Origin of the sequence: Olleya sp. Ti.3.14 (assembly GCF_038154885.1) — a bacterium.
Classification (GTDB): domain Bacteria; phylum Bacteroidota; class Bacteroidia; order Flavobacteriales; family Flavobacteriaceae; genus Olleya.
In genome coordinates this window covers 539,976-552,832 of record NZ_JBAKAO010000001.1, presented here as the reverse complement: position 1 = coordinate 552,832, position 12,857 = coordinate 539,976, and the positions used below count along the sequence as shown (strand labels likewise).

General features: G+C 31.1%; 14 protein-coding genes. 11 read left to right on the top strand and 3 right to left on the bottom strand.

The window, feature by feature from the left end; all coding sequences use genetic code 11:
• Nucleotides 1–2 precede the first annotated feature (2 nt).
• Nucleotides 3–458, bottom strand: a complete 456-nt coding sequence (locus V6251_RS02605; RefSeq protein WP_341586923.1) for a hypothetical protein — start codon at nucleotides 456–458, stop codon at nucleotides 3–5.
• A 65-nt stretch (nucleotides 459–523) separates the two neighbouring features.
• Between V6251_RS02605 and V6251_RS02600 the strand changes: the two genes are divergently transcribed.
• The 5 genes from V6251_RS02600 (at nucleotide 524) to V6251_RS02580 (ending at nucleotide 6,298) form a co-directional block, all read left to right on the top strand.
• Nucleotides 524–1,015 (top strand): GNAT family N-acetyltransferase, encoded by a 492-nt coding sequence (locus V6251_RS02600; protein WP_341586922.1) that lies wholly within the window; start codon nucleotides 524–526, stop codon nucleotides 1,013–1,015.
• A 9-nt stretch (nucleotides 1,016–1,024) separates the two neighbouring features.
• Nucleotides 1,025–1,897, top strand: a complete 873-nt coding sequence (gene prmC / locus V6251_RS02595) for a peptide chain release factor N(5)-glutamine methyltransferase (RefSeq protein ID WP_341586921.1) — start codon at nucleotides 1,025–1,027, stop codon at nucleotides 1,895–1,897.
• On the top strand, nucleotides 1,897–3,498 hold the full coding sequence (locus tag V6251_RS02590; protein WP_341586920.1) for a hypothetical protein: 1,602 nt from the start codon (nucleotides 1,897–1,899) through the stop codon (nucleotides 3,496–3,498). Before prmC ends, V6251_RS02590 begins: the two co-directional genes overlap by 1 nt.
• A gap of 1 nt (nucleotide 3,499) precedes the next feature.
• Entirely contained in the window at nucleotides 3,500–5,494 is a 1,995-nt protein-coding gene (ligA, locus tag V6251_RS02585; RefSeq protein ID WP_341586919.1) for an NAD-dependent DNA ligase LigA, read from the top strand.
• Nucleotides 5,495–5,635: 141 nt separating this feature from the next.
• Nucleotides 5,636–6,298: a hypothetical protein gene (locus V6251_RS02580; protein ID WP_341586918.1), complete on the top strand. Its 663-nt coding sequence runs from the start codon at nucleotides 5,636–5,638 to the stop codon at nucleotides 6,296–6,298.
• A 2-nt stretch (nucleotides 6,299–6,300) separates the two neighbouring features.
• Here the strand turns inward: V6251_RS02580 and V6251_RS02575 are convergent, their stop codons facing one another.
• A complete protein-coding gene (locus tag V6251_RS02575; protein WP_341586917.1) occupies nucleotides 6,301–7,218 on the bottom strand; it encodes a bifunctional metallophosphatase/5'-nucleotidase in 918 nt (305 codons plus the stop codon).
• 7 nt (nucleotides 7,219–7,225) lie between these two features.
• On the bottom strand, nucleotides 7,226–7,984 hold the full coding sequence (locus tag V6251_RS02570) for a 5'-nucleotidase (protein ID WP_341586916.1): 759 nt from the start codon (nucleotides 7,982–7,984) through the stop codon (nucleotides 7,226–7,228).
• Nucleotides 7,985–8,054: 70 nt separating this feature from the next.
• Between V6251_RS02570 and V6251_RS02565 the strand changes: the two genes are divergently transcribed.
• The 6 genes from V6251_RS02565 to porD all read left to right on the top strand — a co-directional run bounded on the left by V6251_RS02565 (nucleotide 8,055) and on the right by porD (nucleotide 12,803).
• Nucleotides 8,055–8,582, top strand: a complete 528-nt coding sequence (locus V6251_RS02565) for a DUF6913 domain-containing protein (protein WP_341586915.1) — start codon at nucleotides 8,055–8,057, stop codon at nucleotides 8,580–8,582.
• Nucleotides 8,575–9,462: a 4-hydroxy-tetrahydrodipicolinate synthase gene (gene dapA, locus V6251_RS02560; protein ID WP_145002002.1), complete on the top strand. Its 888-nt coding sequence runs from the start codon at nucleotides 8,575–8,577 to the stop codon at nucleotides 9,460–9,462. The genes V6251_RS02565 and dapA overlap by 8 nt, the downstream gene beginning before the upstream one ends.
• Before the next feature lie 108 nt (nucleotides 9,463–9,570).
• The gene (locus tag V6251_RS02555) at nucleotides 9,571–10,371 is read left to right on the top strand and encodes an outer membrane protein assembly factor BamD (RefSeq protein ID WP_145002001.1); all 801 of its coding nucleotides are present in this window, start codon (nucleotides 9,571–9,573) and stop codon (nucleotides 10,369–10,371) included.
• A gap of 6 nt (nucleotides 10,372–10,377) precedes the next feature.
• A complete protein-coding gene (locus tag V6251_RS02550; RefSeq protein WP_292948562.1) occupies nucleotides 10,378–10,707 on the top strand; it encodes a DNA-directed RNA polymerase subunit omega in 330 nt (109 codons plus the stop codon).
• Between the two features lie 4 nt (nucleotides 10,708–10,711).
• Nucleotides 10,712–11,923 carry a bifunctional phosphopantothenoylcysteine decarboxylase/phosphopantothenate--cysteine ligase CoaBC gene (gene coaBC, locus V6251_RS02545; protein ID WP_341586914.1) on the top strand — a complete coding sequence of 404 codons (1,212 nt, stop codon included), beginning with the start codon at nucleotides 10,712–10,714 and terminating at the stop codon, nucleotides 11,921–11,923.
• Entirely contained in the window at nucleotides 11,916–12,803 is an 888-nt protein-coding gene (gene porD / locus V6251_RS02540) for a type IX secretion system protein PorD (protein ID WP_341586913.1), read from the top strand. Before coaBC ends, porD begins: the two co-directional genes overlap by 8 nt.
• Nucleotides 12,804–12,857: the final 54 nt, after the last annotated feature.

Genomic DNA, 12,857 nt, shown 5'->3' with positions numbered 1-12,857 from the left:
AATTATAACTTTATTTTAATGTCCTCTGTACGATCGACTTGGTAAGAATGAGAAAAACCTAAAATCTTGTATTTAATATCTCCAAGATATTGAACTTTTATTTTTTTACTAAAAAAACTACCTAATAAACTGCTTAAGTTTTTATTGCTTAGTAAGCTGTCTGTTGGTATTTTAGCTTGAAGTGGTATTGTAAATTCTTGTCGTGAAGGTACGTCAAAACTAACGCTTGAAACAGCACCAATATGATTGTTATTTACCAATACTTTGATGCCATCAGTTTTAATTTTACCACCAATACTATTAGGATTTAAAAAAAGAGCATCTGCTGTGATGGTTATAAATTTTGATGAAGACTCTAATACTTTTATGTTTTCAACTCTAATAAATTCTGGTTTTTCAGTCACTTTACAGTTAAAAAAACAGGTTAATATTGTTAATAAAATAAGTGCTTTCTTCATGGGTCTTTTTTTGGATTTAATGTATCTTCATCCTCTAAAATAAGGCACAAAAATACTATATAAAAGTGAGTAATACTATTATTGAAATAAGAGAAATCCAGCCACATGATAATCCTCAAATTGAGGCTGTCATTCGCGAGGTTTTTATAGAATATAATTTGCCTTTAGTTGGGACAGCATATGCAGATCCTGAGACACTAAAAATGTTTGAAGCCTATGCAGACCCAAAATCGACGTATTACGTCGTAGTGGTTGATGGAAAAGTTGAAGGAGGAGGTGGTTTAAAACCTTTGCATGGAATGGAAAAGGAGGTATTTGAAATTCAGAAAATGTATTTTTCTAATCGCTTACGCGGAAAAGGTTTTGGTAAAAAACTATTTCTGAAATGTCTGGAAAAAGGTAAAAATCAAGGGTTTAAAAAGGCGTATTTAGAAACTATTCCTATTTTAAAAGAAGCCATACATATTTACGAATCTAACGGTTTTAAGCATTTAAATGGTCCATTAGGTAGCACAGGACATTTTAATTGTGGTATTTGGATGGAAAAACAACTATAATATCAGCCTATGTTAATAAAAGATTTAAAAGCATTATTCCACAAGGAACTAGATGATATTTATGGTCCAGACGAAGTCTTTACCTTTTTTTTTATGTTGACAGAGCATTATTGTAATATTTCTAGATTGGATGTGGCTTTAAATACTAATTTAAGTGTGACAACGGAAGAGAAAATTCCGATATTTAAAGCTTTAGAAAGCCTAAAGCAGCAACAGCCCATACAATATATAATAGGTGAAACTGAGTTTTTTGGAATGCCTTTTAAGGTTAACCCAAACACTTTAATACCACGTCCAGAAACAGAGGAGTTAGTACAATTGGTTTTAGATAGTTATGACAATAAAAAACAAGGACATAATGCTTCGGTTTTAGATATAGGCACTGGTAGTGGTTGCATTGCCATTAGTCTGGCCAAAAAATTACCTGAAGCAACTATTTTTGGGCTTGATGTTTCCGCGAAAGCGATAAAAACAGCAACACAAAATGCTTTATTAAATAAAGTAAACGTGGATTTTATTGAAGCTAGTATTTTAGAAGATACTGCTTGGGAAAAAAATTTTAAGGATTTAAAATTTGATACTATTGTGTCAAATCCTCCTTACGTGAGACAATTGGAAAAGCAAGCAATGACGTCTAACGTGTTGGATAACGAACCACATTTAGCCTTGTTTGTACCTGATAATAATCCGTTAATTTTTTACAAAGCGATTACAAAATTTGCTTCGCAATACTTAAAAACTAATGGCAAATTATTTTTTGAAATAAATGAATATTTAGGTGAAGAAATGACAGCTTTATTGACCGATAATGGCTTTAAAAATGTACAATTAAAACAAGATTTTTTTGGTAAAGACCGAATGATTAGTGGTGTTAAACAATAATGAAAGTAATATATTACATACTACTATTTGTGTTAGTTTTAGGTTGTAAAAAAACCGATAAACAAATGGTAACGCCTGCTGTTAAAAAAGCAGTGGATAATAGTGCTTTTATTGACCGTTTTGAGGATGAATTTTTAGGCAGTGTTGGATATGTTGATCTAAAAAAACCACATTTAATTACTTCACGACTATTTAATACGTTTAGTATTTTATCTGAAGAAGAGAATACCGTACTTGAAACACAAAAGTTATTTAATACTCAGGATACGATTACTAAATTTGGAATGGCTTTAAATATAAATTTTAGTAAAGCATTTAAAGCGTTTGTAATCTACAAGTTTATTGAAGACCAAGTCATGGATTATAAATTAGTAACCTACACTAATAACTACCAATTTATAGATGCTCTTGACGTGTCTTATTATAATTTGACACATAAAATTAATCAAACCGAAACTTATGTTTATAATAATAAGTTATTTGTTCATGACAAACAGCTTAATAAGGCTATCCATTACTATTTAAACCCTAACGGAACTTTTGAAAAGCAAAGTGATAGTATAAAATTTAATTATTTACCACTAATAGATTATCAAACTTTGGATTATTTTAAAGTAAACTTTGATCAAAGGATTGTAAAGTCCAAAAACGGTTTAATCATTAGGGATAGTTTGGGTAATAAAGTAGGTAAGTTTGAGTATTTAAAAACCGTTTCTGTTATAGAATATACGGACAATAAAACAAAAATTATAGATAATGGTCAAGTTGTCTATAGTCGCAAAGCTAAAGTGATTATTAACCCTGAAGTTTTAAAGAAAGACGAGAATTTTTATATTGATAACACAAATATAGGTTACGTACCTGAAGCTTATTTTTTCAAGACTTATAGCAATGATGGTAATCATTATAATTATGATGGTTTGTCTGTTAAAGGAAAAAATTTACAACCAATAGCGCTTAGTGAGTTATTTGATGTAAAGCAAGTTGATATTAATGAGTATAAAAACCGAGTTTTATATCAACCCAACAGTATAGATGTTACTAAACTTTACAAGAAGGATAACGTCCTAACCTTATTGGCAAAAAATGGTAAAAAAGTAGTGTATAAAGACACGACTTACAACTCGGAGTTTAGTCCAACAAAAACATATAGTGTCTTTAAAAATTCAGGTTTTAAAGATGTGTTTTTGGTGCATTATCACATGGTTTTTGATTATCAACGTTTTGATTTTATTAGTCAAGAGACAGGAGAATTATTAGACCAATACGCAGGAGGTTATCCTCATGTATCGCCTAAAAAAGATATATTAATTTCTATAGATTATGATACTGAGTGTCCTAGCCAGCGTACATTATTTATAGACAAAATAGTGGATGGTAAAATCATAAAGGCTTTTGAGTTATATTATAATTTGGAAGAAAACTATGATCACATAACTTTTGAAAAAATCTCTGATGAGATGGAAGTCTATTGGTTAAGCAATAAAGAATTTATCGTGAAATTTTGGGGAGCATCAGAGTGCTATTCGGATTCAGAAAATTATTTTTATTATAAATACAAGATTAAACAGCAATTTTTAGAATTGCTTGAAGGCATATAATATGAGCATACAATTAAAAATAAACGCATTAAGAGAACAGTTAAGAGAGCATAATTATAATTATTATGTTTTAGACAGTCCGACAATTAGCGATTATGATTTTGATATACAATTAAAAGAGTTACAAGCTTTAGAAGAAGCGCATCCTGAATTTTTTGATGCAACTTCGCCAACCTTACGAGTAGGAGGTCAAGTGACTAAAAATTTTAATACACTTGTGCATAAGCATAGGATGTATAGTTTAGATAATTCGTATTCTCTTGAAGATTTAAAAGATTGGGAAGCACGAGTTAAGAAAATGGTAGATGGTGAGATAGACTATGTGTGTGAATTAAAATACGATGGTGCCTCCATAAATCTAACATATCAAAATGGAAGTTTATTAAAAGCTGTTACACGAGGTGATGGTGTGCAAGGAGACGAGGTTACTGCTAATATAAAAACAATTAATTCTGTCCCTTTACAATTAAAAGGTAGTTTTCCTGAAGAGTTTGAGATTAGAGGTGAAATTATTTTACCCTTTGATGGTTTTAATAAAATGAATGAAGAGCGTATTGCTAATGGAGAAGAGCCTTATAAAAACCCACGTAACACAGCCTCTGGAAGTTTAAAGTTGCAGGATAGTGCAGAGGTTGCAAAACGACCTTTAGATTGTTTGTTGTATGGTTTAGTAGGTGGCGATTTTGATTATAAAACGCACCTTGAAAGCTTAGAAAAAGCAAGACAGATGGGATTTAAGGTCCCAAAAGAAGTTAAGTTGTGTAAAACCATTGATGACGTATTTGCTTTTATAAATCATTGGGATACTGCTAGACATGAATTACCTTATGAGACTGACGGTGTTGTAGTAAAAGTCAATAATTTGCATCATCAAGACGAGCTTGGTTTTACATCCAAAGCGCCACGTTGGGCTATGGCTTACAAGTTTAAAGCAGAACAGGTTAGTACTATTTTAAATACTATTACTTATCAGGTTGGTCGTACAGGAGCTATAACTCCTGTTGCAAATTTAGAACCAGTAGAATTGGCTGGTACAATTGTTAAACGTGCATCGTTGCATAATGCAGATCAAATAGAAAAACTGGATATAAGAGAAGGTGATACTGTGTTTGTTGAAAAAGGTGGCGAAATTATACCTAAAATTATAGCAGTAAATTTTTCTGAAAGACCAGATAACTCTGTACCTACAAAGTATATAACACATTGTCCAGAATGTAATACATTATTACAAAGGGAAGCAGGTGAGGCTAAACATTTTTGTCCTAACTATAATGGTTGTAATCCACAAATAATTGGACGTATTCAGCATTACATCTCTAGAAAAGCAATGGATATTGAAGGTTTGGGAGGCGAGACTGTCGCGCTTTTAGTTAATGCAGGATTAATCCATAATTATGCAGACTTGTACGATCTAACTAAAGACCAAATCTTACCGTTGGAGCGTATGGCAGATAAAAGTGCAGATAATTTAATTGCAGGTATTGAAGCGTCAAAACAAATACCGTTTGAACGTGTTTTATTCGCGTTAGGTATCAGGTTTGTTGGAGAGACGGTTGCAAAAACGCTAGCTAAACATTATAAAAGTATTGATGCACTTGCTTTTGCGTCTGTAATTGATTTAGAGCAGGTTAATGAAATAGGTATCCGAATTGCTGAAAGTGTAGTCGACTTTTTCTCAAATCCAGAAAATCAAAAAGTCATTGATAGACTCAAGCAATGTGGTTTACAATTAGAAATCTCTGCAGAAAAGTTAGCCAACCAAACAGATAAGTTAAAAGGACATAATATTGTAGTTTCAGGCGTATTTTATAAAGTATCACGTACTGAGTTGAAAAAGCTTATTGAAGATAATGGTGGGAAAGTAAGTAGTTCTATCTCTTCAAAAACAAGTTATATAATTGCTGGAGACAATATGGGACCAAGTAAAAAAGACAAAGCTGATAAGTTAAATATAGACATGATTTCAGAAGATGATTTCTTAAATAGCTTAGAATAAACGTGTTAATAGTCGATTAAAAGCTTATTTTATCGTTTAATAACAAATTATTTGTATATTTGTCATCCCAAATAAATAATAATGAAGTTAACAAAGTTTAATTTAGTATCGATAATTTTAGTGATTCTCGTAATACTTACTATGGCTGGACGCATATTTGATGCGCCAACATTGTCTGATTATTCCTGGATTTTAGTGTTTCCTTTGTTTGCCTATTTATACTATAGTCAGACTAAGCAAACCAACCATTATTTTGGTTTTTTTCTTATTGGATTTTCTTTAGTAGAAATTCTGAAAATTGTCTTTTACGGAAATGACACTATGGCTTATTATGTTGCTAATTATCTAGTAATAGCTACTTATACTTCCTTAATTATTTTTCTAGTTAAAGATTTTAATATCAAGTTGTTATTAAAGGAATTTAAGTTGCATATAATTGTCTTATTAGTATTTAATGCATATATAATTTATGTGTTAAATCAGATGATAATGCAAGATGCAAAGTTAGCAGTATACTCGTTAGATTTTATAATTGAAGTAACATATAATGTATTGATATTGTTAGTGCTATCACTATCATTAATACATTATTTATATCACGAAACCAAACAAGGATTACTATTGTTTTTAGCCAGTGTTTGCATCGTTTTTTCCGAAATGGTACAAGTCGCTTATTTGTTTATATCTTCAGCATATTTACTTCAAATGGTGTACACTGCTTTAATAGGTGTAGGCTTTTACTTTCTATACGTTTACATTAAAATTAAATATAAATCCACTCAAAAAAAAACTGAAATCGCTTAGTTTTATACAATAATAGAAGTTCCTTCTGCTTTTTTAGTACTATCTGCATCAAAGTAAAAGTCTATTTTACCTAAATTTATACCATAACAACCTACTTGGTTAACTAATACGTTTTTACCTTCTAAATTTTGCGCAACGGTTGGCTTAGGTAAAAAAGTATGTGTGTGTCCACCAATAATTAAGTCAATATCTTTAGTTGCTTTAGCTAAGCTTAAATCGCTTATTTTATCAGGCGTTTTACTGTAATTGTATCCCAAATGTGACAAGCAAATAATAAGATCGCATTTCTCGTCGATTTTTAAAATACGTGTCATTTCTTGTGCAGCTTCAATTGGGTCTAAATACTCAGTTTCTTTGTACATTTTTTTGTCAACTAAACCATCTAATTGAATTCCTAATCCAAAAACACCAATTTTAATACCTTCTTTTTTAAATATTTGATATGGTTTTACATGAGTATCCATGACTGTATTTTTAAAGTCATAGTTAGCAGATACAAATCCAAAGCTAGCATGAGGTAATTGGGCATATAATCCATCTATACCATTATCAAAATCATGATTCCCTATTGTAGCTAGATCGTATTTAAGTTTACTCATTAACTTAAATTCTAATTCGCCACCATAGTAATTAAAATATGGTGTGCCTTGAAAAATATCTCCAGCGTCTAATAGTAATGTATTAGGGTTATCTTGTCTAATGTTTTCAATTAAAGTTGCACGTCTAGCCACACCACCTTTATTTGCATTTCTACCATCCTCTGGCCCAAAAGCATCAATGTGACTGTGCACATCATTAGTATGTAAAATCGTTATTTTTTTAGATTTTGAAGATGTTGCAAACGATTGTAATCCATAACCACCAACTGTAATTAAAGCTGTAGCTGCTGTTGCTTGTTGTATAAAATCTCTACGTTTCATTATGTGGTTATTTAGTTTGGATAAATCTATTGTCAATTACAGGTTTGATAGTATCAGTCTTTTTAAAGTAGTCTATCATCGCATTTCTTATTTTATAATCAAGAGTATATAGGCTATCATTTACCTGAAAAAATCGCATTCTGTCTCCTCCATTATATAGGTAATCATTAGTCGCAACGTAATAGGTTTTATCCTTTTCAATTGGATTGTTGTTTATTAAAGCCTGAGTAATATTATACGTTTTATCCAGTGTTAATTGTATTCCGCTTACAGGATGTGCACGCTTAGCCTGACTTAAATAATGTGTCATGCTATCTATTTGTTGTCCTTTTAGTGCGACTACTACAATACTGTTTTCAAAAGGCATAATTTCAAAAGCAGTTCTAGTGGTAATATTTCCTTTAGAAATTATAGATCTAATACCACCATGATTTAGGATAACAGCATCTATATTTTTTCCAGTACGTTTGTTAAAAATAGGATTGCTCTCTTGCATGACAGCATCAGCCATAAGATTACCAATTGCTGTATTTAAATCACCATCACTTTTGCTATAAGTTTCTGGAGCGTAAGACAAAACAGCGTCCATATCCTTATTTATGCTTTCGCGAAAGGGTTTTACAAAGTCATCGATAGCTTTATCTGTTGCTAAAGTGTCTGTAATTGTAATCTGTTTGCCTTCTATTTTACTCAACGAGTAAGTGTCTTGCTTACAAGAGTTTAAAAAAGTAATTAAAAGCAAGATGAAAAGATGTTTGTATTTCATATTTAATGTTGAATAATTTAAAGCTAATATAGTTACAATTACTACATTTGTAATAAAGGAATAAAGATAAATGATTTTAAAAGGTTTTAAAGAAAAATCTAATAAAAAGTACATTATTAAATGTGCTCAAAGTCGTGTAATTGCACCAAACGCAAACAGGATTAAACATGTTGGAGTCTTAGTAAATAGTCATGAGTTTTCTGATCCAGAATGGATTAATAGTTTGTCAGAGCAATTAAAAATTAACGCTAAGGACTTAAAAATCTTATCTCTTTTTAATGGTAAAAAAAACGAAACGTCTGCTTATAACCATACTTTTTCTGAAAAAGAACTTGCTTGGAAAGGACAATTTAAATCACAAACAGTAAAAGATTTTTTAGCCAATAAATTTGATTTGTTGATTAACTTTTATGAAACCGATTCCTTAGCTTTGCAAGCTGTTAGTGCATCAGCCAATGCCGACTTAAAGGTAGGTCTGCATAATGCTAATCCTGACGTAAATGATTTAATTATAGATATTAGAATAAAAGATAAAAACATCTTTAAAACCGAAATTATAAAATACCTAAACATTTTAAATAAATTAAGTAATGAATAACCCTTTTTTAGGCACAGGAATAGCAATTGTAACTCCATTTAATGATGATTTATCAGTAGATTACAAAGCGCTAGAAAATATTGTAGAATATAACATCACCAATGGTATCAATTATATAGTTATAAATGGTACAACAGGAGAAAGCGTTACAATTACAAAGCAAGAAAAACAGGATATAGTTGCTGCTATTATAAAGTATAACAAAGGACGTGTACCATTAGTTTTAGGTATTGGAGGTAGCAACACTGCACAGGTTGTAGAAGAAATTAAAGCTACTGATTTTACAGGTATTGCTGGAATACTATCTGTATCGCCTTATTACAGTAAACCAACACAGGAAGGTATGTATCAGCACTTTAAAGCGATAGCTCAGGTCTGTCCAATTGATATAATTTTATATAATGTTCCTGGCAGAACTTCTAAAAATATGACACCAGAAACAACGTTGCGTTTAGCAAAAGATTTTGATAATATCGTTGCAGTTAAAGAAGCTGGTAATAATGTGGCTCAATATTTAGAATTGCTAAGAGATAAACCAGACAATTTTTCTGTGATATCAGGAGACGACGATTTAGCTTTAGGTATTGTTTTAGCAGGTGGAGCAGGAGTAATATCCGTAATTGGACAAGGGTTACCTAAAGCTTTTTCTACAATGATAAATCTAGGTTTAGAAGGTAAAAACAAGGAAGCGTATCAACTTCATTTTAAAATGATGGATATCGTTAACATGATTTTTGAAGAAAATAATCCAGCAGGTATTAAGGCAGTATTAAATAGCCTTGAGTTATGCAATACAACCGTTAGATTACCTTTAGTTACTGCTACAACACAATTACAAAGTCGTATAAATACTTTTATGACTAATTTTAGTAAAAGTTAAATTATACTTAAACCTAAGTCCAACTTGATTTCTTCAATTAATTTAGCAATCAAATTATATTTTTAAAATCCATTTAAATAGCGTATTTTTGCGCTTCGTTAAAATTTTATGAAGAATTTACTTTACATCTTAATTACATTTTTAGTTTTCACTTCTTGTAGCGAGTATCAAAAGGCATTAAAGTCTGAAGATGTTGCTGTTAAGTTTTCAATGGGTGAAAAACTTTATAATGAAGGTAAGTATAACAAGGCAAGTCGTTTATTTACTCAAATTGTTCCTGCTTACAGAGGGAAGCCTCAAGCAGAAAAATTGATGTTTTTAGATGCCGATAGTTATTTTCATTTAGAAGATCATTATTTAGCAGGATATAGATTTGAGCGTTTTGCATCTGCGTATCCTAGAAGCGAAAAAGTAGAAGAAGCATACTATAAAAGTGCATTAAGTTATGCGCAATTATCTCCTGTGTATTCTAAAGATCAACACGATACAGATCATGCACTAGAGCAATTACAATTGTTTGCTAACTTATATCCAGACTCGCAATACATGCCAAAAATTAACGAGTTGGTTAAAGAGTTACAATATAAATTAGAATTAAAAGCATACAGTATTGCTAAGCAATACAATCATATTTCAGATTTTAAAGCTTCTATTAGTTCATTTGATAATTTTATTGCAGATTTTCCTGGTACAACCTTACGTGAAAAAGCGTTATATTATCGTTTTGATTCTGCTTACCAATTAGCAATGAAAAGTGTAGAGTATAAAAAAGAAGAAAGATTAAATACAGCTATCGCATATTATAACAACTTTAAAAAAACAAATGCAGAGTCAGAGTTTATTAAAGATGCAGATAAACAGGTAGAGGATTTAAAAGAACAATTAGAAAAATATAGTACTAAAAGCTAATATATTATGGATTTAAAAAAAATCGACGCTCCGTTAACAACAACGACTTACAATAGAAACGAGATAGATGCACCAACAAATAACATCTATGAAGCTATTTCTGTAATTGCAAGAAGAGCAGAGCAAATTAATTCTGAAATTAAAAAAGAATTAATAGAAAAGCTTGAAGAGTTTGCTACATATAATGATAGCTTAGAAGAAATTTTTGAAAACAAAGAACAAATTGAAGTGTCTAAGTTTTACGAAAAATTACCTAAACCTCATGCTTTAGCAGTACAAGAGTGGTTAGACGATAAAATATACCACAGAAATACAGAGCAAGATAACCAAGACTAAACCTATGTCTATATTAAGTGGCAAAAACATACTATTAGGCATCAGTGCTGGTATTGCTGCTTACAAGACAGCCTCATTAGTCAGAGCATTTATAAAAGCAGGTGCAAACGTACAAGTCGTTATGACACCTGCTTCTAAAGACTTTGTGACACCGCTTACATTGTCTACGCTTTCCAAAAATCCAGTACACTCAACATTTACCAACGATCAAGATGATAACGCTATGTGGAATAACCACGTAGAGTTAGGGCTATGGGCAGACTATATGGTTATTGCACCAGCAACAGCCAATACACTATCTAAAATGGCAAATGGTACTTGCGATAATTTATTATTAGCAACATATCTTTCTGCAAAATGTAAAGTCTATTTTGCACCAGCAATGGATTTGGATATGTATGTTCACCCTTCTTCAGTTAACTCATTTAAGACACTTCAAACCTTTGGCAATGTTATGATTCCTGCAACATCAGGAGAATTAGCAAGTGGTTTAGTTGGTCAAGGTCGTATGGCAGAGCCAGAAGATATTGTCTCTTTTATAGAAAATGATATTATCAGTGGTTTGCCACTAAAAGACAAAACGGTTTTAATTACTGCAGGACCAACCTACGAGGCTATAGATCCTGTACGTTTTATAGGTAATCATTCCTCTGGTAAAATGGGATTTGAAATTGCTAAAGCAGCAGCAAATTTGGGAGCAAAAGTTGTTTTAATTTCTGGTCCAACACATCAAACTGTAAAACATAGTTTAATAACAGTCATACCAGTAATTAGCGCACAAGAGATGTATGATGCAGCCCATTTGCATTTTAAAAGTGCAGACATTGCTATTTTATCTGCAGCTGTTGCAGACTATAGACCAAAAAATGTTGCAACTCAAAAAATAAAAAAGAAAGAATCTACGTTAACCTTAGAACTAGAAAAGACTAAAGATATTTTAGCCTCTTTAGGACAAATAAAAACAACTCAATTTTTAGTTGGTTTTGCTTTAGAAACTAATAACGAATTAGAACATGCAAAATTGAAGCTAAAAAAGAAGAATTTAGATTTAATTGTTTTAAATTCGTTAAACGACAAAGGTGCAGGTTTTAAGTCAGACACTAATAAAGTAACTTTGATTAACAAGGAAGAAGAAGCTACTGTGTATCAATTAAAATCTAAAACAGAAGTTGCTAAGGACCTTTTTAATACTATAATAAATACATTAAATGCGTAAACTTTTATTTCTATTTTTAATTTGTTTTAGTGTTTCATTACAGGCTCAAGAGCTTAATGCAACAGTAGTTGTAAATGCACAATTAACAGGAGACGAAAATTTACAGCAATTTAAAACACTAGAAAAACAATTAAAAGAGTTTGTTTCTGGTACAAAATGGACAAACAAAAAAGTTGAACCTCAAGAGCGTATTGATTGTAATTTTGTAATTAATATTGGAGAATATTCTGGTAATAGCTACAAGGCAACTTTACAAGTCCAATCGTCAAGACCTGTTTTTGGATCAAGTTACACAACACCTATCTATAACATAAATGATAAAGATTTTACTTTTGAGTATGTCGAGTTTCAAAATCTAATTTATAATCCAACACAGTACGCATCAAATTTAATCTCTGTTTTAGCATTTCATATCCACATGATTTTAGGTATGGATGCCGAGTCATTTAAACAAGAAGGAGGAGATGAGTATTTTAGACAAGCTCAAAATATTGTAAATTTTTCTCAGCAAGAAAACTACTCTGGTTGGAAGTTAGAAGACGGTTTGCAAAGTCGTTTTGCATTAATAGATAATTTACTATCACCAACATTTAAAGAGTTTAGAACTGTATTATACAATTATCACAGACGTGGTTTAGATACTATGAGTGATAATCAAAAGGATGCAAAAAATGAAATAGCTATGGCTTTAAGCCTATTTAATGACATGAACAGAAGACGTCCAAACTCGTATTTGCTTCGTGTGTTTTTTGATGCCAAAGCAGAGGAGATAGAACAGATTTTTAGTGAAGGACCAAGTGTTGATATTGCTAATCTGGTCGATACTTTAAACAAAGTAGCTCCAATGCACTCTTCTAAATGGAGAAATATAAAATTTTAGACACTAATTATTTTCATTCTTAAAAAGCGTAAAACCAAAACTTTTCACTTTTTA

Excerpts from the sequence above, each read along its gene's own strand:
- V6251_RS02605 (WP_341586923.1), bottom strand. The coding sequence starts at position 458 with ATGAAGAAAGCACTTATTTTATTAACAATATTAACCTGTTTTTTTAAC.
- prmC (WP_341586921.1), top strand. The coding sequence starts at position 1,025 with ATGTTAATAAAAGATTTAAAAGCATTATTCCACAAGGAACTAGATGAT.
- V6251_RS02590 (WP_341586920.1), top strand. The coding sequence starts at position 1,897 with ATGAAAGTAATATATTACATACTACTATTTGTGTTAGTTTTAGGTTGT.
- ligA (WP_341586919.1), top strand. The coding sequence starts at position 3,500 with ATGAGCATACAATTAAAAATAAACGCATTAAGAGAACAGTTAAGAGAG.
- V6251_RS02580 (WP_341586918.1), top strand. The coding sequence starts at position 5,636 with ATGGCTGGACGCATATTTGATGCGCCAACATTGTCTGATTATTCCTGG.
- V6251_RS02575 (WP_341586917.1), bottom strand. The coding sequence starts at position 7,218 with ATGAAACGTAGAGATTTTATACAACAAGCAACAGCAGCTACAGCTTTA.
- V6251_RS02570 (WP_341586916.1), bottom strand. The coding sequence starts at position 7,984 with ATGAAATACAAACATCTTTTCATCTTGCTTTTAATTACTTTTTTAAAC.
- V6251_RS02565 (WP_341586915.1), top strand. The coding sequence starts at position 8,055 with ATGATTTTAAAAGGTTTTAAAGAAAAATCTAATAAAAAGTACATTATT.
- dapA (WP_145002002.1), top strand. The coding sequence starts at position 8,575 with ATGAATAACCCTTTTTTAGGCACAGGAATAGCAATTGTAACTCCATTT.
- V6251_RS02555 (WP_145002001.1), top strand. The coding sequence starts at position 9,571 with ATGAAGAATTTACTTTACATCTTAATTACATTTTTAGTTTTCACTTCT.
- V6251_RS02550 (WP_292948562.1), top strand. The coding sequence starts at position 10,378 with ATGGATTTAAAAAAAATCGACGCTCCGTTAACAACAACGACTTACAAT.
- coaBC (WP_341586914.1), top strand. The coding sequence starts at position 10,712 with ATGTCTATATTAAGTGGCAAAAACATACTATTAGGCATCAGTGCTGGT.
- porD (WP_341586913.1), top strand. The coding sequence starts at position 11,916 with ATGCGTAAACTTTTATTTCTATTTTTAATTTGTTTTAGTGTTTCATTA.